The organism is Pseudarthrobacter sp. S6 (assembly GCF_050156575.1).
Taxonomy (GTDB): domain Bacteria; phylum Actinomycetota; class Actinomycetes; order Actinomycetales; family Micrococcaceae; genus Arthrobacter.
Genome location: NZ_CP189581.1, coordinates 147,696 through 171,014, shown reverse-complemented (window position 1 = coordinate 171,014; position 23,319 = coordinate 147,696). Strand labels below are relative to the sequence as shown.

The window sequence follows — 23,319 nt, the reverse complement described above, 5'->3', positions numbered from 1 at the left end:
TTGAGAGGCGCACGCCGGGTTCGGCGGGCGGGCCGCAGAAACCCACCGGGAGCAATCCCGGCAGGGCGCTGCGGTCCGACCCAACCGAATGTCAGATTTGTTGTTTTATCCGCCTTCCCCGGAACGCATGCACTTTGATTCCTGCCGGAATGATTGGGAAGGGTGATCCGAGATGGAAGTGATGCACCCGCGGTGTGCGGGTATTGATATTTCGAAGAAGGATGCGAAGGTCTGTATCCGTGTCCAGGGGCGGGGGGCCAGGGCAACCGCGTCGACGGTCACCACGTGGGGTGCGATGACCGGACAGATCCTGGACCTGAAGGAACACCTGCTGAAGGAGCGGGTGAGCCTGGTGGTGATGGAAGCGACCAGTGATTACTGGCGTCCCTTCTACTACCTGCTCGAGGACGAGGGCCTGAACGTCATCCTGGTCAACGCCCGTGATGCCAGAAACGTCCCGGGCCGCAAAACCGATGTCTCCGACGCTGCCTGGCTCGCGGATCTGGGCGCCCACGGGCTGGTCCGTGCCTCGTTCGTGCCCCCGCCGCCGATCCGTGAACTGCGCGACCTGACCCGGGCCAGGACCGTCATCACCCGGGAACGGACCCGGGAGATCCAGCGGCTGGAGAAGCTCCTCAAGGACGCCTGCATCAAGCTCTCCTCGGTAGCTTCGGACATCACCGGGGTCTCGGGACGGCTGATGCTGCAGGCACTGATCGAGGGGCAAGAGGACCCGGCGGTCCTGGCAGACCTTGCCCAGCGCAGGATGCGGTCAAAGATCCCGGAGCTCACCGACGCGCTCACCGGCAGGTTTGGCAGCCACCACCGCTACATGGCGAAACTTTATCTGCACCGGATCGACGCCCACACCGCCGATATCGAGGACCTGGGCGCAAGGATCGAGGAGGCGATCGCGCCCTTTCGTTTCGCCCGGGAACTCCTGATCAGCATCCCGGGATTCAGCACCACCGTCGCGGAGATCTTCATCGCCGAAACCGGCGCCGACATGACCGTGTTCCCCACCGCGGGACACCTGGCCTCCTGGGCCGGCACCTCTCCGGGATCCAACGAATCCGCCGGACGGGTCAAGTCCACCAAGACACGCCCCGGCAACCGCTACCTCAAAGGAGCCCTCGGTATCGCCGCGCTCTCGGCAGCACGCTCGAAGAACACCTACTTCTCCGCGAAATACTCCCGCCTCGCCGCCCGGCGCGGGCCATCCAAAGCACTCGTCGCGGTCGAACACGCCATGCTCACCGCCGCCTGGCACATGCTCACCACCGGGGAACTCTACAAAGACCCCGGAGCCGACTACTTCAGGCTGCAAGCACCTGCCAAGACCAAGGCCCGCGCGATCGGACAGCTCGAATCCCTGGGCTACCAAGTGACCCTCGCGCCCCTGCAACCCACCGGATAATCCTGCCTCAAAACGCCGACCGCCAGATCATTCAGTCAACGGGACAACGTCACCGCAATTTTCATGTCAGACCGTTGGTGGGTTTTCCACATAGCGGCGCCCCCGGCTTCCGCGCCCGTCCCAGGACGCTTAGCCTTGTGTCAAGCGCGAATCGCCTATCCGGTTCAAATGCACTAAGATATTGAAGTCTGTGCTGCGCCCTGCCTCCGTTTTGTTGGCCGGGCATCGCACGGCATCGCAAATGAACCTCCTGTTACGGAAATGCCGTAACCGCTTAGCCCAAAGGAGGTGGGTTCACATATGCGTCCTTACGAATTGATGGTAATCATCGACCCCGAGGTCGAAGAGCGTACCGTTGAGCCGTCGCTTCAGAAGTTCCTGAACGTCATCACCAACGATGGTGGAACCATCGAAAAGGTTGACATCTGGGGCCGTCGTCGGCTGGCTTACGAGATCAAGAAGAAGTCCGAAGGTATCTACGCCGTGGTGAACTTCACCGCCAAGCCGGACACCGCCAAGGAACTTGACCGCCAGTTGTCTCTTAACGAGACCATCATGCGCACCAAGATCACCCGCCCCGAAGAGCAGAAGGTTGTTGCTGAGTAACTTCAGCTCCAATTTTCATTCTTTACCCCGCAGGATCGAATTCTTCACCCAGGATCGAACAAGGAGGCAGTAGATGGCAGGCGAAACCACTATTACGGTCATCGGTAATCTCACCAATGACCCGGAATTGCGGTTCACACCGTCAGGTTCGGCAGTAGCGAACTTCACCATCGCTTCCACCCCGCGCACCTTTGACCGCCAGTCCAATGAGTGGAAGGACGGGGAAACCCTGTTCCTCCGCGCGGCGGTATGGCGTGAAGCAGCCGAGAACGTTGCCGAGTCCCTCACCAAGGGCATGCGCGTGATTGTTTCCGGCCGTTTGAAGAGCCGTTCCTACGAAACAAAAGAAGGCGAAAAGCGCACCGTTATGGAGCTCGAAGTCGATGAAATCGGCCCGAGCCTGCGTTACGCCAATGCCAAGGTCAACCGCACCCAGCGCTCCGGCGGTGGGGGTGCCGGAAACGGCGCGCAGGGTGGCTTCGGCGGCAACAGCGGCGGTGGCTTCGGAGGCGGCAACTCTGGTGGAAACCAGGGCGGCAACTCCGGTGGAAGCTTCGGTGGCGGCAACCAGCCCGCTGCACAGGAGGATCCCTGGGCAACGCCCGGTGTCTCCAACGCAGGCGGCGGCTGGGGCAACGGCCCCGATTCCGAACCTCCCTTCTAAACCAATCATTTAGGCCCGACGCCGGGACCACCGAAAGTGCCGCAAGGCACCGGACGTGACTGCCGCCGTCGGACCACCACCATCCCGTGGATCAATATCCACGGGCTCCATAGAATAGGAGCTCCACGATGGCTAAGGCTGAACTCCGTAAGCCCAAACCAAAGTCCAACCCCTTGAAGGCCGCTGACATCACTGTCATCGACTACAAGGACGTAGCATTGCTGCGCAAGTTCATCTCCGACCGCGGAAAGATCCGCGCCCGTCGCGTCACTGGCGTCACGGTGCAGGAACAGCGCAAAATCGCCCAGGCAATCAAGAACGCCCGCGAAGTTGCACTGCTGCCTTACTCCGGCGCTGGCCGCGGTTAGGGAAGGGATTAAGTAACATGGCAAAGCTCATTCTGACCCACGAAGTAACCGGTCTTGGTGCCGCTGGCGACGTTGTCGAGGTCAAGGACGGTTACGCACGTAACTACCTGCTGCCCCGCAACTTCGCCCTGACCTGGTCCAAGGGTGGCGAGAAGCAGGTTGAGTCCATCAAGACTGCCCGCGCCGCCCGCGAGCACGCTTCCCTGGAAGACGCTCAGAAGCAGGCCGCTGCACTCTCCGCCAAGCCGGTCAAGCTCGTCGTCAAGGCTGGCGAGACCGGACGCCTGTTCGGCACCGTCAAGCAGGCCGACGTCGCCGACGCTGTTGAGGCCGCTGGCCTTGGCAAAATCGACAAGCGCAAGGTTGAACTGCCGACTCACATCAAGTCGGTTGGTTCCTACCAGGCCAACGTCCGCCTTCACGCTGACGTTGCCGCTGTGATCGAGCTCAACGTAGTCGCAGGCAAGTAGCCTTTCCGGCTAGGCAGCCTGAAACTGCATGAAAAACCCCGTTGCCGTCACCGGCAACGGGGTTTTTCTGTGCCTCACACCGAGGTCAGGGATTGGGCAGCTCTGCCATAATTCTGCCGTAGCCGCTGATTATGTGGACAAAGTCCTTCCGTCAAGACTGGGACGACATTCTCTGGAAGGCTTTTCCACGGTACTTGGACCATGCGGTCCTTGTGTCAGCTGGCCGGGGGCGTAGGTCTCTGTTCCGAGAGCCTGCCCGGCGCTAGGGTCGTCGGAGGAGGTCTGATCATGATGGATGGCTGGTACGGGAACGGCTGGGGTGTCGGCGCGTGGGTGGCCATGGCCGTGCTGATGCTGATTTTCTGGGGCGGGGTGGTCACTGTCGTTGTGCTCCTGGTCCGGCGTACCCATCCGGGTGAGGGACCGGCCGCTCCGCGGCCGCCGCACCTCGACGCCGAGCGTATTCTCAACGAGCGCTTCGCCCGCGGGGAAATCGACGAGCAGGAGTTCACTGCACGGCGCACGGCACTCAGGCGGCAGGAATGAAGACCCTTTCCCGCCGCGGGCAGGTCATCCTCGGGATCGCAGCCGTGATCCTTCTGACCGCGCTCTCGCTCGTAGCGGTGGGCGTCGTGGACAATCTTGTGAATCCGGGGGCAGTGGTTTTCTGTCCCGCGCCCGGTGTGCGGCTCCGAATCTTCCCGGGCCGGTCGTCAGCGTTTCACTGACCAACATGGGCGGCCCCATGATGGGCCCGCGCAACGGCATGATGGGCGGCGCCATGCGAATGACGGCAGACCGAAGTACGGTGGCACACGGCACGGTGTCCTTCCGGTACGAACGAGCCGAAAAGGAACTCTTTGCCCGCATGGAAAGCGTCGGCCACGAGATCGAAAACCGCGTCACCGGCAACGACAGCAACCGGCTCAAAGACCAGGGCCTGAAAGCGGAGAGCACGTCGGCCGCCGGATATGGCTCGGCCGAACACCACGAGAAGTTTTCGGAATCCCTGGCAAACACCGGTGCGAATGAAACCCAGATACGCGGCCGCCTCGCCGCAGCACGCAGCGAAGGCACACACCCCAGCGCAACGGTAACCATGGGCAAGGAGGGTGCAACCAAGGCCCGGAAGAGCCGCGCGGGGGCAACAGTGGGCGCGGAGAGGGCCAAAGGCGTGCCTGCCCGCTGAGAAAACATAGAGGTGAGTCCTAAGATAATCAGGCGCGGGAGGTCTGAAGGTCCTTCATTGCTGGTGGCTCTACGGCTGACGGCTAATATCGCCCGTAGTTATCTCGACCCCGTACAGCGACCTGGCACAGGCGTGGGGCGGTGGGCTGGTGGCCGCCGCCGACGGGAGCGGTTCATCGTGCCGGTCTGCTCCGTCGATGGCCGCCCAAACCCGGAGTACTTCCACCGGAAGAAGGGCGTGACCTGGCTGAACATGATCTCCGATCAGTCCGTCGGGCTAGCAGCCAAGGTGGTGTCGGGTACCCCGAAGGACCCCCTTCACTTCGTGGACCTGCTCCACAACCCAGGCGGCAGCCACCGGCCCGAGGTGCTGATCACCGACCAGGGTTCCTACTCCGACATCGTGTTCGGACTGGTCACCTTGCTGGGGTACGACTACCGCCCGGTGCTCGCGGACCTGCCCGACGCCAAGCTGTGGCGGATCAACCGGTCAGCGGACTATGGCCGGCTTCGTAATGTTCCCCAGTGCAGTCGCGCAGCCGATCCGTGCCTAGACTGTGGCTATAGGGACATTTCCGAGGGGGTGCCATGGCGCGACTGAGTATCCTGGACCGGTTTCGGCCCGTGGGCGCTCCCGGTGCTGCAGGTCCGGTGGGTGTGCCGGCTGCTGATGATCAGGGTCCGGCGGCCGAACTGGCGCCGGTGTTTGCCGCGTTGGCGGACGGCGTCGCAGCAAATGCGGCGCTGGCGGAGGAATCACGCCGCAGCGCGGAAGAGGAAGTGGTCCGCGCCCGCGCGCAGGCGGCCGCCATCCTGTCCCAGGCCAGGCTCGACGCCGGTGCCGCGCGGGCAAAGGCCGCCGCCCGCGTGGAACAGGCCGCTTCCCACAGCGACGCGCAGGTGCTGGAACAGGCACGCCAGGAAGCAACGGCACTGGAAGAGGCAGGCAGGGCGCGCATCCCCGCCGTCGTCACCGAGGTTCTGGACACCCTGCTGGCCCCGCCCAACGCAGCCCCGGGCAAAACCGCACAGGGCAGCACCGCACCCACCAACGCCGGGCCCCAGTGAAATCCGACTGGGTGGCTGCCACCGTGCGGGCGCGTTCCATGGCGCACCGCCGTGTGGGCGCCGGGGCCAGCCGCGCCCTGGCCGCCCAACCCACCGTGGAGTCCGCGTTGTCCTCCCTTCAGGAGTCGGGCTACGCGGAACGGCTCCGCGGCGCCTCCGGGCTTGCAGCCGCCGAACGCGCTGTCCAGGAGACAGTCCTGTGGCAGCTGCGCGTGCTGGCCGGCTGGCTTCCGGCCTCCGGCACCGCAATCGCCCGGGCCGCTGCAGGCACTTTTGAAATCGAGAACATCGTGGCACTGGCCCACCGGCTCACCGGCGGTGCGGCGGCCCCCGAGCCCTATCACCTGGGCGCCCTCGCCACTGCCTGGCCCCGGCTGGCCGCTGCCGGATCTCGTGAGGAGCTCGCCGGCGTCCTTTCCGCCACGGCGTGGGGAGCCGACGTCGGCGCTGCCACCCAAACGACTGCCGGCACAGGCGCGCTGCGCGACGCGCTCACCGTGGCGTGGGCCCGGCGGCTGGCCGGCGTCGCGGCTCCGGCTCGGCCGTGGTGCGGTGCGCGGTGCGCCCTCACCGCAGCCCGAATTCTGACGGTCGACGGCGGAACACCCCCGGCGCCCGCCGTCCACCTTCTGCGCCCCGTCCTGGGCAGGTCCTGGGAGACTGCCCGCAGCCTCGCCGAGTTCACGGCCGCGCTGCCCCCGTCGCTGCGGCCGGCACTCCAGGGTGTCGCGTCCCCCAAGGAGCTGTGGCGCGCGGAAGCCCGGCTCCACGCCGCGGTGGAAAAGGACGGTTTCCAACTGCTCCGCGGATCCATGCCCGGCCCGGACGTCGTGCTCGGCGCCATCGCCGTGCTGTCCACCGATGCCTGGCGTGTCCGGGCGGCGCTCACTTCCGCTGCCGCCGGCTCCGGATCCAGCGAGGTGCTCGATGCCGCGGCGTGAATCCCAGGGCCCCGTCCGCATGGAGCGGGTGGCCCTGGTGGTGCCCGAGCAGGACCGGCAGCGCATGCTCGTGGAAGTGGCCCGCAGCGGCGCCGTCGAACTGGACCTCCCCTACGCACCGGGCAGCGGCGCCGAGGAACTGGAGAAGGCGGCGGCCGCGGCCATCGTCTCGGGACCGTCGGCGGCCCTGGCCGGATGGATGCCCCGGCACGCCATCTCCGCCCTTGCGGCAGCCATCGCCCCGCTGGGAGGGGCAGTGGTCCCGCTCTCCCGTCCGCGGTGGATCCAGCCACCCACCATGCTCGACGGCGGCGCCCGGGTTTCCCGGACGCTGGTGGATACCTACGGGACCGTTCCCTATGCGGACCTTGATCCCTCCCGCCTGGCCGGGTTCGCCTATGTGCTGATGTTCGGCATGATGTTCGGCGATGTGGGGCACGGCGCCATCTTGCTGGTGGCCGGGCTCCTGCTGCGCAGCGGCCGGATCAAGGTGCTCGCCAAACTGCAGCGGAGCTGGCTTTTCGTGTGGGCGGCCGGGCTCGCCGCCATGGTGTTCGGCGCGCTGTACGGGGAGGCCTTCGGGCCCACCGGCCTGGTGCCGGTGCTGTGGCTCGACCCGCTGGCGAATCCGGTCCCGCTCCTGGTGGCCGGGCTGGGCGTGGGGGCGTTCCTGCTGGCTGGCGCCTACGCCATGGGCACCATCAACCGTGTCCGGGAGGGCGGCTGGGGGTATGCGCTCTATGCCCGTTCCGGCGTCGCCGGTTCCCTGCTGTTCCTGGCCGTGGGCCTTCTGGTCTGGGGCCTGGGCACCGGGACCGGGGTGCTGATCCTGGCGGCAGCCGTGATAGCCCTCGGCGCGCTGGTCTTCATCTTTATCGGCCTCTTCATCGAGGCCGGCGGCGGCGCCACGGCCATCTTCCAGGCGGTGATCGAACTCGTGGACACCGTGATCCGGCTGGGCTCTAACCTGGTCTCCTTTGCCCGTCTGGCCGCCTTCGGACTGACCCACGCGGCCCTGCTGATGGTGGTCTGGAACGGCACTACGGCGCTGTGGGCTCCCGACTGGCGCGCAGCCGCGGCCATCCTGCTGTTCCTCGTGGGAAATATCGTCACCTTCGGGCTGGAAGCCCTGGTGGCCGGCATTCAGGCCCTGCGCCTGGAGTACTACGAACTGTTTTCCCGGATCTTCCAGTCCGAGGGCCGGCCGTTCCGGCCCTGGTCTCCGGACCTCTCGCCCACCGCGTCCTCCATCACTGCGGGCCAGCCCACCGCAGAACCGGCCATCCATTCCATCCCCGCTGAAAGGCAGCTCCCGTGAACCTTTGGTTCGGCGCCATCCCCGTTTTCCTCATCGCAGCAACAGGCGCCATCCTGGCGGTCCGGCGCTGGCGGAAGTCCGCGTTCAAGATCCTGGCGGCCCTGAATATCGCCGTGATGGCCGGGGCTCTGACCGTGCTGGCCGGCGCGTTGGGCGCAGGTCCGGCGGCGGCGGCCGCCCCTGCCGTCGCCGCGGCGGCCGCGGACACGCCCGCAGGTGCCGGCGGCTCAGCCCTGATCGCCGCAGCCATCGCCGTGGCAGGGTCCTCCATCGGTGCAGCCTTCGCCGTGGCGTACACCGGCTCCGCGGCGCTGGCAGCGATGAGTGAGCGGCCCGAAATCTTCGGCCGGGCCATGGTGGTGGTGGGCCTGGCGGAAGGCATCGCCATCTACGGGCTGATCATTGCCATCATCCTTATCGGCAAGGCCTGAGGGAACCGGGACCATGCCCCAGACCATCGCCGCGATCGGTGAACAGGCTCTGCTGGACGGGTTCCGGCTGGCAGGCGTCAGCGTCTTCGCGGGCTCCACCCCTGAGGAGATCCTCGCCGCCTGGAGCACCCTGCCCCGGGACACGGCCATGGTTATCCTCACGCCCCGTTCCGCGCAGGCGCTGGAGTCCGTCCTGGCCGCTCCCCACGCGCCCCTGACCGTGGTGCTCCCGCGGTGACCGACGCACCAAGGAGGGCCGTGCCCATGACCGGAACACCCATCATCGGCCCCGCGACGTTGGGAACGGCAAGCGGCGCAAAATCAGCCGTGGCCACACCGGGCCTCCCCGCCGGGTCGGACGCCGCCCTGGAACCGGTCCGGAACGCACTCCGGGCGGCCGCGGAAAAGCAGGCCACCGGATTCCGGGACAACTCCGCCAGAGAAGCCACCGCCTTATTGGAGGCCGCTAAGGCCGAGGCCGCAGCCATCCTCGCCGCCGCGGCAACCGAGGGCGAGGCCGCCGCCCGCTCCGAGACCGCGCTGCGCTCGGCCCGGGCGCGCCGCCAGGCACACGAGCTCGTCCTGGCCCAGGGCAATGCCCTCCGGACGGAACTCCACCGCCAGGTCCGGCAGGCCGCCGTCGGGCTCACCGGGGACCCCCTCTACCCGGAGCTGATGGCCCGGCTGAAAGAACAGTGCCGGGAGCTGCTCGGCCCGGACGCCAGCGTGACCGAGAGCCCCGACGGCGGCGTGGTCGCCGAGGCCGGGTCGCGCCGCCTGGACCTCTCCCTTCCCGTGCTTGCCGGGATGACCCTGGAATCCCTGCCCGCCGCGAGCCAACTGTGGAGCCGCTGATGGGCAGCCGGGAGGGCACCGTGGTTCGGGTCAGCGGCCCCCTGGTGGAAATCGAGGGCGTGGAAGCGCTGTCCATGCTGGAGCTGATCGCCGTGGGGCCCAGCCGCATCAGTGCCGAAACCGTGGCCATCGCCGGAAGCCGGGCAACACTGCAGGCCTATGAGTACACGGGCGGACTGAAGGCCGGCGACATCGCTGCCCCCACCGGCGGGGAGCTGTCCGGGATGATGGGCCCGGGCCTGCTGGGCCAGGTGTTCGATGGCCTCCTGCGCCCGCTGTCATCGGCGTCGATGTGGCTGACCCCCGAGCGGTCCGGCTCCGCGGAGGACCCCACGGTCCTGGCCCGCGAATGGAAGTTCAAGCCGGCGGCGGCGGCGGGCACCCGGGTTTCCGCAGGGGACGTCCTGGGCACCGTGCCGGAGTCCGGGTCCGTGGAGCACCACGTCATGGTGCCGGCCGGTGTGTCCGGTGAACTCAGCTGGATCGCACCGGAAAGCACGGTCCACGTCCTGGATACGGTCGCGGTGGTGGACGGGCACAAAGTGGCCGTATCCGAACAAAGCCCCGTGCGCCGGCCACGGCCCTTCCGGTCCCGGCACACCGGCACCGTGCCGCTGCACACCGGCCAGCGGGTCCTGGACCTGCTGTTTCCGGTGGCGCGGGGCGCTGCCGCCGCGGTCCCGGGCGGTTTCGGCACCGGCAAGACCATGATGCTGCAGCAGATCGCCAAGTGGAGCGATGCCGACGTCATTGTCTATGTGGGCTGCGGGGAACGCGGCAACGAAATGGCCGATGTCCTGGACGGGCTCTCCCAGCTGGAGGACGGGCGCACCGGCGGAAAGCTGATCGACCGGACCGTGATCATCGCCAACACTTCGAACATGCCCATGATGGCGCGCGAGGCCAGCATCTTCACCGGGATCACCGTGGCGGAGTATTACCGCGACATGGGCTACGACGTGGTGGTGATCGCGGACTCAACGTCCCGCTGGGCGGAGGCACTGCGCGAGTTCGCCAACCGCAACGGTGACCTTCCGGCCGAGGAGGGCTACCCGGCCAACCTCGCCTCCGAGCTGGCCTCCTTCTACGAACGGGCCGGCCGGGTGACCACGCTCGGCGGCAAGACGGCCTCGGTGACGGTGATCGGTGCTGTTTCCCCTGCCGGCGGCGACATGACCGAGCCGGTGACCACGGATACCCAGCGGTTTGTCCGGTCCCTGTGGATGCTGGACCGGGACCTGGCCTACTCCCGGCACTACCCGGCTGTGAGCTGGACCGGCTCGTTCGCCCGCGACGCCGAAGCCATCGGCAGCTGGCATGCGGGCAACGGGCAGCCGGGCTGGGCCGAGCGCCGGGCCCGCGCCGCCGCGCTGCTGGCCGAGGCGGACCGCCTGGCCGAGCTGGCGGAAATCATCGGGACCTCGTCCCTGCCGGGCCACGAACGGATGGTGCTGCTGGGCGGCCGGCTGCTGCGGGACGGCGTGCTAATGCAGAACGCGCTGAGTCCCAACGACGCCTTCTGTTCCGCGGAAAAAGGCGCCGCCCTTTTGAACCTGGTGCTCGACGTCGTCGATGCATGCCAGAAACTTGTGGAACGCGGCGTGGCGGCCACCACCGTGGAGCAGGCTGACCTGGGCCCGGTCCTCCGGGCCCGCGAAGAAACCGGGCCGGCGGACGCGGCAGCGGTGACGGCCCGCAGCGCCGAGATACTCAAGGCATTGGAGGCCCTGCAGTGAGCAACATCGAAGGCTTGGCCGGGCAGATTGCATACGGGGACATCCGGGAGCTCCGCGGGCCGCTGCTGGTGGCTGGCGGGATCGACGGCGTGGGCTGGGACGAGTTCGCCACCATCGACATGGACGGCGGCGGGCGCCGCCACGGCCTGGTGCTGGAAGTGGACCAGGACCTGGCCACCTTGCAGGTGCTCGAAAGCACCGACGGCATGTCCCTGGGCGGCATCCGGATCCGGTTCGAGGGCCAGCCCCTGCACATCCAGGTGGGGACCGACTGGCTGGGCAGGGTCTGCAACGGCCGCGGGGAAGCGCTCGATGGCGGCCCTCCCGTCATGGGCACCGCCTCCCTTCCGGTGAGTGGCTGGCCGCTGAACCCGGTGTTCCGAGAACCGCCGCAGGACCCTGTCCTCACCGGCATTTCCGTCATCGACGGGCTGACCACCCTGGTCCGGGGGCAGAAGCTTCCCATCTTCTCGGTGCCGGGCCTTCCGCACCTGACGCTGGCCACCCAGATCGCGGCTCAGGCCACCTCGGGCGGCCAGTCCTTCCGGGTGGTGTTCGCGGCCATGGGCCTGACCCACGCGGACATCGCCTACGTGCGGGACCGGCTGGAGGAACGCTCCGCCGGCGAGGAACTGGTGCTCCTCCTGAACGCCGCCGACGATCCGGTCATTGAACGGATCCTCACCCCGCGGATCGCGCTGACCATCGCCGAACACCTGGCGTACACCGAAGGCCACGACGTCCTGGTGATCATGTCGGACATGACCAGTTACGCCGAGGCGGTGCGTGAGGTGTCCGCGGCGCGGCGTGAAATCCCAGCCCGGCGCGGCTATCCCGGATACCTGTACAGCGACCTGGCCACCCTGTACGAGCGCTGTGGCCGGGTCAAGGGCCACGAGGGCTCGGTGACGATCGTTCCGGTGTTGACCATGCCGGCGGGGGACATCACGCACCCGGTCCCTGACCTGACGGGCTACATCACGGAGGGGCAGATTGTCCTGTCGCCGGAGATCGCGGCGCGGGGCATCTACCCGCCGGTGGACGTGCTGTCCTCGCTGTCGCGGCTGATGCGCAGCGGGGCCGGGAAGGACCGGACGCGCGAGGACCATCTGGATGTGGCGGCACAGGTGCTTGCCGCCATGGCCCGTGCCCGGCAGGCCACCGAACTGGCGGAGCTGGTGGGTGCGGCGGCGCTGAGCGAAACGGACCGCAGCTATATCCGGTACCGGACGCTGGTGGAGACCGGGCTTTTCAACCAGGGGCGGGACGAGCCCCGGACCCTGGACGACACCCTGGGCCGGGCCTGGGCGGCGCTGGCGGCGCTGCCGGAACAGGAGCTGACCATGGTGTCCACCGCTTTCCTGGAACGGTACCTCCCGCACCCGGATGGCTCCCACGGTGATACCGGCGATACTGGCGAGGGCGTGACCGGCGAGGGCGTGACCGGCGAGGGCGTGACCGGCGGGGACGTTACCGGCGGGGACGGATCCGAAGGCGGTGACCGGCCATGAGCAGCACGGGGCGTGCGGGTAAGGTCCGGGTGGAGCGGCGGCTGACTACCGCCCGGCACGGCGCACGCCTCTTGGACCGCAAGCAGCACATCCTGGCGGACGAGCTGGAACGGCTCCAGCTCCGGGCGGAAGGGGCCCGCGCGGAGTGGGAGGAGCTGGCCGGCGAAGCCGCGCTCTGGCTGCGCCGCGCTGCCGCCCTGGACGGAAGCGGGCAGCTCGCGGCCGCCGCGCCGCCGGTCCCCGCCGCCGTGCAGCTGCGCTGGATCAGCACCATGGGCGTGGTGTATCCGGACGATCCGGAGTGCAGTTTCCCCGCAGTTCCCCTGGCGGGCGGAAGCTCGGCGTTGTCCTACGCGGCGTCGGTCCACCGCAGGGCGCTGGAGGCCGGGGTCCGGTATGCGGCGGTCCAGCGGGCCGAAATCCTGGTGACGGCGGAACTCGCCGCAGCCCGCACCCGGCAGCGGGCGGTGGAGAACCGGTGGATCCCCCGGCTGGAAAACGAGCTGCTGGAGATCCGGCGGCAGTTGGACGCGCAGGAACTCGAAGAGAGCCTGCGGCTGCGGTGGGCCGCGGACAGGAAGGCTGCGCCGTGAACGATGTGATCCTGGTGGCGGTGAACGACTCCCATGCGGCGTTCCGGGCAGCCGAGGTGGCCGTGGGCTACGCGAAAAGGCTCGGCGCGCAGCTGCGGGTGGTGACGGTCAAGAACCCCGGGGCGCTGTCGGGGCATCTGGGCAGCTTCGACCTTGACGCGCCGGCCAAGCAGGAGGATCCTGCAGCCGAGGCTGCCCTGCGCCATGTGGCCGCGCTGGGGGCAGCGGCCAGCCTTGACGTGTCTGTCAGCCGGCGGACCGGACGGGTGGCCGCCGAGATACTGGCCGACGCCCGCGAGGTCCACGCCGCCCTGATCGTCCTGGCGCTGGTGGACCGGCCCGGCAGCGCAACACCCTACATCGGCAGCCACACCCTGCAGGTCCTAGAGTTCTCCGGCGTGCCCGTAATGGTGGTCCCGCTCTAGGCCAGGCCAGGGCCCCTGCCAGGCTCACAAGTCAGAAGCATCGAGCATATTACCGGCATGAAGTTCTTGAAGAGCATCTTTCGTACCGGTCCTGTAAGGAAGCGCTCGTGGACGATCAGGGTGCGCGGATAAGGCATCCGCTGGTTCAGCGCTGATGCCGGGCCCGGAGGCCGGGGAAGCTGTTAGGCCTTTGCAGGGCGGGCTTTCTTCGCGGCAGCACAAGGGCAACCATGGACATCAGAATCAGAACCAGGACCAGAACCGGGGCCGTCCCGGCCAGGCTCCAACTGCTCTGGCGTTCCCCCAAGGACAACGATGGACAACAGGGTGCCGAACACCGGCACCGGGAAGGTCCAAGCCGCGACCGCGGATCCGCCAGTCGGTGATGATATCGGCGACGCCGATCAGTCCCGTGTCCGGCTGCAGCAGGTCCGCGCCGGCTACCGGCCTGCCGATGACTCCGTATCCGTTGATTGCCACTCTGGTCTTATTCATTGGCGTACCTGGCCGCTTGTGCTGGCGACGGCATCTTCGATGGTGGCCCTTCAGCCCGGACGGTCCTGTCGTCCCGGCGGCACTAATGGGAACTCCTTTCCTTCCCCGCCGGCGAGGACCGCGTAGCTTCTTTTGACACCGACGCGGATGGGCGGTGCCGTGCCGGGCTGCAGCCGGATCTGAAGAGTGTCCGCGTTCAGGGACACTTCAATCCGGTGGCCCCGGTACTGCACCTGGAATCCGAGGTCGCCCAGCTGGCCGGGCAGCCTCGGATCAAAGGTCAGTGCATCCGCTTCCGTCTGCAGGCCCGCGAAAGCCCTGACAACAAGGTCCACGGTCCCGGACATGGCGCCCAGATGGATTCCTTCCCGGGTGGTGCCTCCCTGGGTGTCGTCCAGGTCCGCGACCAGGGCCTCACGGAAGACCTCCCAGGCACGGGATCCGTCGATCCGGGCGAGGACCGATGCGTGCACCACGCGGCTGAGTGTCGAGCCGTCGGAGGTGCGGGCGAGGTAGTACTCCACCGTGCGTTCAAGATCGGAACCTGTGAGTGAATAGCCGAGAAGGTGAAGCTGGTCGATCACCCCTGCGGGGGCCAGCAGATAAATCAGCATCAGTACGTCTGCCTGTTTGGCCAATTTGTACCGGTTCGTTTCGTCGTTTTCGGCTTCGAGGATCAGGTCCAGCCGGCCGACGTTGCCATACTTCGCACGGTAGCGCGGCCAGTCCAGTTCGGACAGGTCGTCGTAGCCGTGGAACTGGCTGATCACATTGTCCCGTTGGAAGGGCACGGCGAGCCGGCGGGCCAGACGGGACCAGAGACCGGTCTCCTCGGGGGTGATGTGCAGGCGGTCGGTCAGATCCCGGCCTGGATGACCGGCGAGCACGTGCAGCACCTCTGCGGCGCGTTCGCAGACCCAGGAAGCCAGCACGTTGGTGTAGGCGTTGTCACGAAGGCCCCCTCCGGGTGCATCCGGATACCCGTCGTGGTATTCGTCCGGTCCCATCACCCCAGAAATGTGGAATCTGTCCTCCACCGGATCATAGGTGGCCAGGGAGGCGAACATCCGGGCCACTTCGATAATCAGTTCCCCGCCGCGCGCCGTCAACCAGCCCAGGTCTCCCGTGACCTGGAAGTGCTGCCACGCATTAAACGCAACCGCCAAGCCGACGTGCCGCTGGCGGCTGGAGTTGTCCGGCATCCAGCGGGCGGACCTGGCATTGTAGAGCTGCCGGGGCGTCTCTTCCCGTCCGTCGCTGCCGCTTTGCCAGGGGAACATGGCACCCCGGAGGCCGGCCGCGCGGGCGGCCTCCCGTGCCGCACCGAGCCGCCTCCAACGGTAGTCCAGGAGCGCCCGGCTGATGGCGGGAAGCCGCAGCCCGATCACCGGAAACACGAACAGTTCGTCCCAGAAAACATGCCCCCGGTACCCTTCCCCGTGGAGGCCGCGCGCCGGCACGCCTGCGTCCAGGGCGGCGGCGTGGACGGAGACCGTCTGCAGCAGGTGGAACACGTGCAGGTTGAGCACCAGTTGGGACTGCCGGTCGGCGTCAAGGGTGATCGCGAACCGCTCCCACAGGCGCCGCCATGCTGCTTCGTGATCCTCCAGGAGCGCGGCGAAGCCGCCGTCGTCCCTGCTGCGGGAGAGTTCCGCCAGAACCCCGGTCGAGGGCGATGAGATGGCACCGTCCCGGGACGTAGCCACCGCGGCAGTCCGGGTCATGGTGACCGGCTGGTCGTCGGCCAGCCGCAGGTCAAACTGCCGCCGATATCCTCGGCGGACGGTGTCCGCAGCGCGGGGCTCTGTCCCCAGGGCGCCCAGGAACATGGTCCGGACGGCGAGGGCGATGCGTATTCGGCTCTGGCTCGTCTGGACTTCGCACAGGACAGTGCCGCTGTCCATCTCCGTAAACTCAGGATCGGTCAGGTGCCGCTGGCCGATACCTGCATAGTCACGGACGTTGGTGTTCGCCACACTTGCGTCGATGCCCGCGCGGACACGCACGGTGCCGCTCCAGCCATCGGCCGTCAGGGTCATCTCAAGCGCCGCCAGATGCGGGTTGTGCATGGATACCAGCCGCCGCTGCACCACGATGAGCCGCTGTCCCTGCGGCCCGGTCAGCAGGGCACGACGTGTCAGCACGCCGCGCCGCAGATCCAGTTCGCGGCGCTCATGGGAGGCTTGGATGTCATTGGCGGACCACCAGGGTCCGCCGCCGATGCTGACGTCCACCGGCAACCAGTTCGGGACGTTGACCAGATGCTCCTCTTCCAGCTTCTGGCCGTGGACGCTGCTCAAAATCCGGTTATAGACCCCGGCCAGGTACGTACCGGGGTAGTGGATCCCGTCGTCCCGGTGCTCCGGATGTGCCCCACGGGTTGCCATGTAGCCGTTACCCAGAGCCGTCAGCGCCTCGCGGTGACCCTCGTGCGCCGGGTCGAACCCTTCGTAGACCAGCGTCCACGGGTCGGTGCTGGAGGCTCCCAGATCCAGTTCCGCGACATCTCCGAGGACCACGTCGGCGCCCGCCGCTTCCAGCCTGTCCTGGCGCCCGCTGCGGTCGATGCCCACGACCAGTCCGAAGCCGCCGCGGCGTCCGGCCCGGATGCCGGCGTCGGAGTCCTCGATGACCGCGGTACGTTCCGGGGACGCACCGAGCTCGCGAGCCGCCTCGAGGAACATGGCCGGATCCGGTTTGCCCGGCAGGTTCTTCTCGGCGGCTGTCTGACCGTCGACGACCACGTTGAACTCCGCCTCCAGCTTCACCGCCGCCAGCAGGGCACGGGAGTTGCGGCTGGCCGTCACCAGACCGACCCGGACACCTCCGGCCCGCAGACGGTTCAGCAGCGCAGCGGACCCCGGGTAGGCGCGGACGCCGTCGCGGGAGACGGAGTCGAGGAAAAGGTCGTTCTTCCGGGCGCCGAGCCCGTGGACGGACCAGACGTCCGCCCCGTCTGCCGGGGAGCCGGCAGGAATCCTGATACCTCGTGATTCCAGGAACGCAGCCACTCCGTCCTCACGCTGCCGGCCGTCGACGTATTTGCGGTAGTCTGCGTCCTCGTCGAAAGGCTCAACCCTGCCGCCGGAATTCAGCCTCGGATCGGCAAAGACAGCGTCGAAGAGCTTCTTCCAGGCTGCCGCGTGCACGGCAGCGGTGTCCGTGACGACTCCGTCCATGTCGAAAAGGACCGCGTCAAACGGCAGCGCAGCGCCATGCCGGGAAAGGTTGGGCGCCCCGGGGCCGCCGCGACTGGCCCGGGTCATCCTAGACAGGCTCCACGACTGGCTCGTTGGGCGGCTGGTTGGTGGCTGCGGGTGCCCCCGGCCACTGCCAGTTTCTGATCTCTGGCATGTCTTCGCCATGGGTGCGGACGTACTGGCGGTGCTCGATGAGCTTGTTCTTGAGCTCCTCGCGGACATGTGCCGAGACATCCTTCAGCCCGGGTACGCGGTCGATGACGTCGATGGCCAGGTTAAACCGGTCGAGCTGGTTGAGAACACACATGTCGAACGGGGTTGTGGTGGTGCCTTCCTCCTTGTAGCCGCGGACATGGATGTTGCCGTGGTTGGTCCGGCGGTATGTGAGGCGGTGGATCAGCCACGGGTAGCCGTGGTAGGCGAAAATGACCGGTTTGTCGGTAGTGAACAGGGCGTCGAAGTCCCGCCCGGGCAGGCCATGGGGGTTTTCCTTGTCGTCCTGCAGGCGCATGAGGTCAACAACGTTGACCACCCGGATCTTCAGATCCGGGAACCGCCCGCGGAGGATGTCAGCGGCGGCGAGGGTCTCCATTGTTGGCACATCACCGGCGCAGCCCATGACGACGTCAGGGTCCCCATCCGCATCCGAGCTGGCCCAGTCCCAGATGCCGATGCCTTTGGTGCAGTGCACGATGGCCTTCTGCATGTCCAGGTACTGCAGCTCCGGCTGCTTGCCGGCGACGATGACGTTGACGTATTGGCGGCTGCGCAGGCAGTGGTCGGCAACGGACAGGAGGGTATTGGCATCCGGGGGCAGGTAGACGCGAATGACGTCGGTCTTCTTGTTGATCACGTGGTCGATGAATCCGGGGTCCTGGTGTGAGAACCCGTTGTTGTCCTGCCGCCACACGTGGGAGGTCAGGAGGTAGTTCAGGGAGGCGACCGGCCGGCGCCACGGGATGCCGTTCGTTGTGGTCAGCCACTTGGCGTGCTGGTTGAACATCGAGTCGACGATGTGGATAAACGCCTCGTAGCAGGAAAAGAATCCGTGCCGGCCGGAGAGCAGATACCCTTCCAGCCAGCCCTGGCAGGTGTGTTCGGAGAGGATTTCCATGACCCGCCCGTCGCGGGCGAGATGGTCATCCCCTGGAACGGTCCGGGCGTTCCAGGCCCGGTCGGTGGTCTCGAATATTGCCCCCAGCCGGTTGGAGTTGTTTTCGTCCGGGGCGAAGACCCGGAAATTGTCCATGTTTGCGGCCATGATGTCCCGCAGGAACGTGCCCAGGACCCGGGTCGATTCCACGGCCCCGGTGCCGGGATCGGTCACGGGTACGGCATAATCGGCAAACTCTGGTATGCGCAGGTCGCGCAGCAACAGTCCTCCGTTTGCGTGGGGGTTGGCGCTCATGCGTCGCTCCCCGACCGGGTGTAGCCCGCGGACCGCCTCCACGGGTGCCCCGGCAGAGTCGAAGAGTTCCTCGGGGCGATAGCTGCGCAGCCACTGTTCGAGCACGGCGCGGTGGCTGTCGTTTTCGCGGGCCTGGGTGAAGGGCACCTGGTGCGAACGCCAGCTCCCTTCGACCTTCAGTCCGTCGACTTCAGCCGGTCCGGTCCAGCCTTTGGGAGAGCGCAGGACGATCATGGGCCAGCGGGGCCGTTCGGTGCGGTCCTCCTCACGGGCGGCGCGCTTGATCTCAAGAATCTGGTCCAGGCAGGTATCCAGGGTCCGGGCGAAGTCCTGATGCATCTGTTCCGGGTCGGAACCTTCCACGTAATACGGTGTGTGGCCGTACCCGCGCAACAGCGAGTCCAGTTCCTCATGGCTGATCCGGTCCAGGACGGCGGGGTTGGCGATCTTGTACCCGTTCAGGTGCAGGATCGGCAGGACGGTCCCGTCCCGGCCGGGGTCCACGAACTTGTTGGAGTGCCAACTCGCGGCCAGCGGGCCAGTTTCTGCTTCCCCGTCACCGATCACGGCCGCCACAACGAGGTCCGGGTTATCGAATGCCGCCCCGTAGGCGTGCGAGAGTGCGTAGCCGAGCTCCCCGCCCTCGTGGATGGACCCCGGTGTCTCCGGAGCCACATGGCTGGGAATGCCGCCAGGGAAGGAGAACTGTCGGAACAGCCGCTTCATCCCGGCAAGATCCTGGGAAATATCCGGGTACGTTTCGCTGTAGGTGCCTTCCAGCCAGGCCGACGCCACCGGCCCCGGGCCACCGTGCCCCGGCCCCATGACGTAGATCATGTCCAGGTCCCGGTCCATGATGGCCCGGTTCAGATGTGCGTAAATGAAATTCAGGCCCGGGGTGGTCCCCCAATGCCCCAGGAGCCGCGGCTTGATGTGCTCCGGGCGCAGCGGCTCGCGCAGCAGCGGGTTATCCATGAGGTAGATCTGGCCGACCGCGAGGTAGTTCGCGGACCGCCACCAAGCGTGAATGCGCTCCAGCTGATCGGGGCTGAGCACGGGTTCCACGGTTTGCGGAAGCTGATGGTCTGTCAAAGGTGGTCCTAGCTGTCGATGAAAGAACGGGGACGGGGCGCCGGGGCGGCGACTAGATGTACTGACCCGACAGCTTCGTTACGGCCGCGAATCCGAACAACGCGTTCCGCCACTGACCGAGCAGCACGAGCAGTACGAAGCTGCCGGCGACGATGGCGTTGAAAAGGGTCAGGACGTTGGCCCTGAAAATGTCCCACAGGCTCCGGCTGGAACGGTCGGGCATAACGTTGGTCGAACCGACCTGAACCCGCACGGCAACTTCCTGCGCAGAAAGCCCGGCTCTCTCGGAGGTGTCCGCAGAGCGGACAGCTGCATGCTCCGGCCCCGTCAGGTCACTCCCCACGGTCGTGGGCCGTTGGAAAATCATCTTGGCCTTCCTGGGTCCGGGAGATCTGGCTGTGCCAGCGCGGTGCAGACATAAACGGCACAAACGAACGAACAGGTCATCGTGCCTGCCGGGGCAGAAGAAGGCCGTAACGCAACTCATCGGGCCGGGGAACCACCGGCCGTCCCCGCCCGGGCCGCCAGGCTCGGGCGGCATCCCTGGAGCATCTGCGCACTCGCGGTAGCTCCGTCCTGTGACGTCAGCATCACTTCCCATGCAGATTGGGTGCGAGAGGCTTGGCGTCTGTGCTTGGGTGATGCTTACGCGTTGAGCATCACCTTGAGCGCCTTTGTTTCGGCGGCCCGCGAAAAGGTGTCGTATGCCTTTTCGATGTCATGGAGATCGAACGCGTGGCTGACGAATTGGTCCACGGGCAACTTCCTTTGCGCGACGAGCTTGAGCAGGGTGCCGGTCGTGTTGGTGTTCACCAGGCCCGTGGTGATGGTGATGTTCGAGATCCAGAGTTTGTCCAGCGGCAGGTCCACACTCTTGCCGTGTACCCCGGCGTTGGCGACGTGACCGGCGGGTCTGACGATGTCCAGGACCATGGTGAACGTCTCCGGTATTCCCACCGCTTCGATGGCGACGTCGACTCCGAGACCGTCGGTAAGGGCCATCACCTGATCTTTCCAGTCGGCATCGGTCGACACGACGCTGTCTGTGGCTCCGAACCGTTTCGCCTGCTCCACGCGGTTCCGGTCGACGTCGATCGCAATGATCCGGGCCGGACCATAAAGCTGCGCGGTGGTGATAGCGGCGAGTCCGACGGGTCCGGCACCGATGACGGCAATGACGTCACCGGGCTTGACAGCACCATACCGCACGCCGATTTCGTGGCCCGTGGGCAGGATGTCGGACAACAATGTCCCCGCTTGCGGGCTGACTCCGTCCGGGATTTTGTAAACGGAAGTCTCTGCGTACGGGACGCGCACGAATTCGGCCTGTGTCCCGTCGATGAGGTGCCCGAGAATCCAGCCGATGCCCGAAGCCCCCTCTTCGCCCAGGCAGTGGGAGAGTACTCCCTGCTTGCAGTAGTCGCAATGTCCGCACGCGGAGATGCAAGAAATGATTACGCGGTCGCCGATCGTGAGGCTTGTCACCGCCGATCCGATTTCAGTGATCGTGCCGACGCCCTCGTGCCCGAGGATGCGACCGTCTTCGACTGCTGGAACGTCGCCTTTGAGGATGTGGAGGTCCGTCCCGCAAATGGTCGTGGTTTCGATCTTCACGATGATGTCGGTCGGTTTGTGAATCCTGGGTTCGGGTACGTCTTCCCATGCCTTCTGGCCGGGACCGTGATAAACAAGTGCTTTCATCGTCATTCCTTGGTTCGGCCAAGGGCTCTCACTCGAGAGCTGCGTTCGGCGGTATCGCTGTTCTACACGAGTTGCGCTAAGCGTATACCTCCGATTGCTGGGCAACACGCCTTCAGACCTTCTTCCATGACCGGGGATCAAGCGGTCCGTCGGCTGCGGTGGTTCGCGCTGCACGGGGCCAGCGTGGCGGCCTTGGAGTGGGCACTCGCGGAGGCGAAGCTACGCGGCGTCACAACCCTTGCGGTCTTTGCCTGGCAACCTCCCGAATTTTACCCGGCCCCGAACGCATGGACCCCGCGGATCGGTCCCTCCGGCGAAACGGCGAAACAATTGGCTGATGAAGCGACCGCCGAGATAACCAGGATCGGGCAAGAGGCCGCGGGACGACATGGGGTGAAGATCAGGTGAGAGGCCGTCGAGGGACACCCCGCAGAAGCGCTCATTCGTACAGGCCAGGACGCGGCCATGCTGGTGGTAGGTTCCCGGGGCCATGGCGGTTTCGCCGGGGTTCTGCTTGGTTCGGTGAGTCAGCATGTGGTGGCCCACGCCCGCTGCCCGGTCGTCATCGTCCCCGATCCCGGACGTGAAGGCCTCCGGTCATGACACCGGCACCGGTAGTGGTCGGACGCGGCGAAGCCTGCGGTCCGGGCCGACGCCACGACGGCGGTTTGGACAAGGGTCTGCGGGCATGCCTCTTTGATTTGGACGGTGTGCTAACGAGGACGGCCGGACACCCTTCGTGCACTTCGAAGCTGGTGCCGACTACGACCGCTACGTTGATGGTAAATCCCGTGCCCACGGTACTCGGTCGTTCCTCGCCTCGCGGGACCTCGCCCTGCCGGAGGGTCAGCCGGATGATGCAGCCGGCACCGGGACTGTGTTCGGGCTCGGCAACGCCAAGAACGAGATTGTGCAACGCCGCATTCGCGAGGACGGCGTCGAGGTGTTTGAAGGCTCCGCGCGGTTCGTGCATGCGGTTCGCCGAGGCGGTCTGCGCTGCGCCGTCGTGTCATCCAGCGCCAACTGCCAGGCGGTGCTTGCCGCCGCCAACATTGAGGACCTCTTTGGCCGGCTCATCGACGGCCTCACAGCCCGGCGCGAAAATCTGTTGGGCAAGCCTGCACCGGACATATATTTGGCAGCGGCCCGCGCGCTGGGGATGAAACCGGGCGAATGTGCCGTCTTTGGGGATTCGCTGGCCGGTGGAGGCCGGCCGGGCCGGTGGCTTCGGTCAGGTCATCGGGGTGGACCGGGTTGGGCAGGCTCAGGCCTTTCTGGACCACGGCGCCGACATCGTCGTGTCCGACATGATGGACGTTCCGGCCCGGTCATGATCGGACATCCGGACTTTGTGACCGAACCGTGGTGTCTTCGGGAGACAGGTCTGGATCTCGGGCTGTTGGCCCAGACCGAATCAGTGTTCGCGCTCTCCAACGGGCATATTGGCTAGCGGGCCAACCTGGACGAGGGTGAGCCGCACGGCTTGCCTGGCTCCTACTTAAACGGGGTGTTCGAGCTGCGGCCCCTGCCGTACGCAGAGGCCGGCTACGGGTATGGGGCTTGACCAATGCTCGGGAAAGTCATGCTAAGCGGGGTGAGGGCCGGATAGCAGGGGTTCTGGCCGGAACTGCTGTTACGCCGGGCCAGGGCCCCGGCGGTGGGCCGACGTCCGATGCTTGATTTGGTGAGGTGGCCGTAGATCGTGGAGCGCGGAACTTGGAGCCGGTCGCGCAGCAGCTGGGCGAAGTGCAGGAGCTGGTCGGGTTCGTCCATGATGACCGATTCCAACTCCGCGGTGGCTTCCTCGTCCGCCTAAATTATTAGGCCTCTGT

General features: G+C 66.6%; 27 protein-coding genes and 1 pseudogene. 22 read left to right on the top strand and 6 right to left on the bottom strand.

The genetic code is table 11. The features are described from left to right. Nucleotides 1-172 precede the first annotated feature (172 nt). From ACQCS0_RS00935 to ACQCS0_RS00845, 19 genes are all read left to right on the top strand, one after another. Nucleotides 173-1,417, top strand: coding sequence for an IS110 family transposase (locus ACQCS0_RS00935; RefSeq protein ID WP_426939954.1), 1,245 nt, complete (start codon nt 173-175; stop codon nt 1,415-1,417). A gap of 300 nt (nt 1,418-1,717) precedes the next feature. Beyond that, nucleotides 1,718-2,023: a 30S ribosomal protein S6 gene (gene rpsF / locus ACQCS0_RS00930; protein WP_011693941.1), complete on the top strand. Its 306-nt coding sequence runs from the start codon at nt 1,718-1,720 to the stop codon at nt 2,021-2,023. Between the two features lie 73 nt (nt 2,024-2,096). Further along, nucleotides 2,097-2,687 carry a single-stranded DNA-binding protein gene (locus tag ACQCS0_RS00925; protein ID WP_354156521.1) on the top strand — a complete coding sequence of 197 codons (591 nt, stop codon included), beginning with the start codon at nt 2,097-2,099 and terminating at the stop codon, nt 2,685-2,687. A 128-nt stretch (nt 2,688-2,815) separates the two neighbouring features. Beyond that, complete coding sequence (rpsR, locus tag ACQCS0_RS00920; RefSeq protein ID WP_003800144.1) at nt 2,816-3,055, top strand: 30S ribosomal protein S18; 240 nt, start codon at nt 2,816-2,818, stop codon at nt 3,053-3,055. Between the two features lie 17 nt (nt 3,056-3,072). Beyond that, complete coding sequence (gene rplI / locus ACQCS0_RS00915; RefSeq protein ID WP_282330324.1) at nt 3,073-3,525, top strand: 50S ribosomal protein L9; 453 nt, start codon at nt 3,073-3,075, stop codon at nt 3,523-3,525. Nucleotides 3,526-3,813: 288 nt separating this feature from the next. Then, entirely contained in the window at nt 3,814-4,071 is a 258-nt protein-coding gene (locus tag ACQCS0_RS00910; protein ID WP_354223296.1) for an SHOCT domain-containing protein, read from the top strand. Continuing rightward, nucleotides 4,068-4,253 (top strand): hypothetical protein, encoded by a 186-nt coding sequence (locus ACQCS0_RS00905; protein ID WP_426939980.1) that lies wholly within the window; start codon nt 4,068-4,070, stop codon nt 4,251-4,253. Before ACQCS0_RS00910 ends, ACQCS0_RS00905 begins: the two co-directional genes overlap by 4 nt. 5 nt (nt 4,254-4,258) lie before the next feature. Next, nucleotides 4,259-4,714, top strand: coding sequence for a hypothetical protein (locus ACQCS0_RS00900; protein ID WP_426939982.1), 456 nt, complete (start codon nt 4,259-4,261; stop codon nt 4,712-4,714). A gap of 132 nt (nt 4,715-4,846) precedes the next feature. After that, a complete protein-coding gene (locus tag ACQCS0_RS00895; protein WP_354156473.1) occupies nt 4,847-5,314 on the top strand; it encodes a Tn3 family transposase in 468 nt (155 codons plus the stop codon). Continuing rightward, complete coding sequence (locus ACQCS0_RS00890; protein ID WP_354156472.1) at nt 5,302-5,781, top strand: hypothetical protein; 480 nt, start codon at nt 5,302-5,304, stop codon at nt 5,779-5,781. Before ACQCS0_RS00895 ends, ACQCS0_RS00890 begins: the two co-directional genes overlap by 13 nt. Further along, the gene (locus ACQCS0_RS00885) at nt 5,778-6,722 is read left to right on the top strand and encodes a hypothetical protein (protein WP_354156471.1); all 945 of its coding nucleotides are present in this window, start codon (nt 5,778-5,780) and stop codon (nt 6,720-6,722) included. Before ACQCS0_RS00890 ends, ACQCS0_RS00885 begins: the two co-directional genes overlap by 4 nt. Further along, nucleotides 6,709-8,040: a V-type ATPase 116kDa subunit family protein gene (locus ACQCS0_RS00880; protein WP_354156470.1), complete on the top strand. Its 1,332-nt coding sequence runs from the start codon at nt 6,709-6,711 to the stop codon at nt 8,038-8,040. Before ACQCS0_RS00885 ends, ACQCS0_RS00880 begins: the two co-directional genes overlap by 14 nt. Continuing rightward, a complete protein-coding gene (locus ACQCS0_RS00875) occupies nt 8,037-8,471 on the top strand; it encodes an ATP synthase subunit C (protein WP_354156469.1) in 435 nt (144 codons plus the stop codon). Before ACQCS0_RS00880 ends, ACQCS0_RS00875 begins: the two co-directional genes overlap by 4 nt. Before the next feature lie 13 nt (nt 8,472-8,484). Further along, complete coding sequence (locus tag ACQCS0_RS00870; protein ID WP_354156468.1) at nt 8,485-8,709, top strand: V-type ATP synthase subunit F; 225 nt, start codon at nt 8,485-8,487, stop codon at nt 8,707-8,709. Between the two features lie 26 nt (nt 8,710-8,735). After that, nucleotides 8,736-9,326, top strand: a complete 591-nt coding sequence (locus ACQCS0_RS00865; RefSeq protein WP_354156467.1) for a hypothetical protein — start codon at nt 8,736-8,738, stop codon at nt 9,324-9,326. Further along, the gene (locus ACQCS0_RS00860) at nt 9,326-11,062 is read left to right on the top strand and encodes a V-type ATP synthase subunit A (protein WP_354156466.1); all 1,737 of its coding nucleotides are present in this window, start codon (nt 9,326-9,328) and stop codon (nt 11,060-11,062) included. Before ACQCS0_RS00865 ends, ACQCS0_RS00860 begins: the two co-directional genes overlap by 1 nt. Further along, nucleotides 11,059-12,573: a V-type ATP synthase subunit B gene (locus ACQCS0_RS00855; RefSeq protein WP_354156465.1), complete on the top strand. Its 1,515-nt coding sequence runs from the start codon at nt 11,059-11,061 to the stop codon at nt 12,571-12,573. The genes ACQCS0_RS00860 and ACQCS0_RS00855 overlap by 4 nt, the downstream gene beginning before the upstream one ends. Next, nucleotides 12,570-13,166, top strand: a complete 597-nt coding sequence (locus ACQCS0_RS00850; protein ID WP_354156464.1) for a V-type ATP synthase subunit D — start codon at nt 12,570-12,572, stop codon at nt 13,164-13,166. The genes ACQCS0_RS00855 and ACQCS0_RS00850 overlap by 4 nt, the downstream gene beginning before the upstream one ends. Next, nucleotides 13,163-13,591 carry a universal stress protein gene (locus tag ACQCS0_RS00845; protein WP_354156463.1) on the top strand — a complete coding sequence of 143 codons (429 nt, stop codon included), beginning with the start codon at nt 13,163-13,165 and terminating at the stop codon, nt 13,589-13,591. Before ACQCS0_RS00850 ends, ACQCS0_RS00845 begins: the two co-directional genes overlap by 4 nt. A gap of 243 nt (nt 13,592-13,834) precedes the next feature. On the opposite strand, the gene ACQCS0_RS00840 is transcribed toward ACQCS0_RS00845, so the two are convergent. The 5 genes from ACQCS0_RS00840 to ACQCS0_RS00820 form a co-directional block, all read right to left on the bottom strand. Next, the gene (locus tag ACQCS0_RS00840) at nt 13,835-14,086 is read right to left on the bottom strand and encodes a hypothetical protein (protein WP_354156462.1); all 252 of its coding nucleotides are present in this window, start codon (nt 14,084-14,086) and stop codon (nt 13,835-13,837) included. Nucleotides 14,087-14,136: 50 nt separating this feature from the next. Further along, nucleotides 14,137-17,352 (bottom strand): beta-phosphoglucomutase family hydrolase, encoded by a 3,216-nt coding sequence (locus tag ACQCS0_RS00835; protein ID WP_354156461.1) that lies wholly within the window; start codon nt 17,350-17,352, stop codon nt 14,137-14,139. A gap of 1 nt (nt 17,353) precedes the next feature. After that, a complete protein-coding gene (locus ACQCS0_RS00830) occupies nt 17,354-19,786 on the bottom strand; it encodes a phosphoketolase family protein (protein WP_354156460.1) in 2,433 nt (810 codons plus the stop codon). A gap of 52 nt (nt 19,787-19,838) precedes the next feature. Continuing rightward, nucleotides 19,839-20,153 carry a cation-transporting P-type ATPase gene (locus tag ACQCS0_RS00825; RefSeq protein WP_354156459.1) on the bottom strand — a complete coding sequence of 105 codons (315 nt, stop codon included), beginning with the start codon at nt 20,151-20,153 and terminating at the stop codon, nt 19,839-19,841. Between the two features lie 278 nt (nt 20,154-20,431). Further along, nucleotides 20,432-21,487 carry a zinc-dependent alcohol dehydrogenase family protein gene (locus ACQCS0_RS00820; protein WP_354156458.1) on the bottom strand — a complete coding sequence of 352 codons (1,056 nt, stop codon included), beginning with the start codon at nt 21,485-21,487 and terminating at the stop codon, nt 20,432-20,434. Between the two features lie 126 nt (nt 21,488-21,613). On the opposite strand from ACQCS0_RS00820, the gene ACQCS0_RS00815 reads away from it, so the two are divergent. From ACQCS0_RS00815 to ACQCS0_RS00805, 3 genes and pseudogenes are all read left to right on the top strand, one after another. Beyond that, nucleotides 21,614-21,895 carry a hypothetical protein gene (locus tag ACQCS0_RS00815; protein ID WP_426939981.1) on the top strand — a complete coding sequence of 94 codons (282 nt, stop codon included), beginning with the start codon at nt 21,614-21,616 and terminating at the stop codon, nt 21,893-21,895. 18 nt (nt 21,896-21,913) lie between these two features. Continuing rightward, nucleotides 21,914-22,090 (top strand): annotated as a pseudogene (locus ACQCS0_RS00810) (universal stress protein); the annotation flags it as partial. Between the two features lie 136 nt (nt 22,091-22,226). Beyond that, a complete protein-coding gene (locus ACQCS0_RS00805) occupies nt 22,227-22,937 on the top strand; it encodes an HAD family hydrolase (RefSeq protein ID WP_354156457.1) in 711 nt (236 codons plus the stop codon). 95 nt (nt 22,938-23,032) lie between these two features. Here the strand turns inward: ACQCS0_RS00805 and ACQCS0_RS00800 are convergent, their stop codons facing one another. Then, nucleotides 23,033-23,260, bottom strand: coding sequence for a hypothetical protein (locus tag ACQCS0_RS00800; protein WP_354156456.1), 228 nt, complete (start codon nt 23,258-23,260; stop codon nt 23,033-23,035). Nucleotides 23,261-23,319 lie beyond the last annotated feature (59 nt).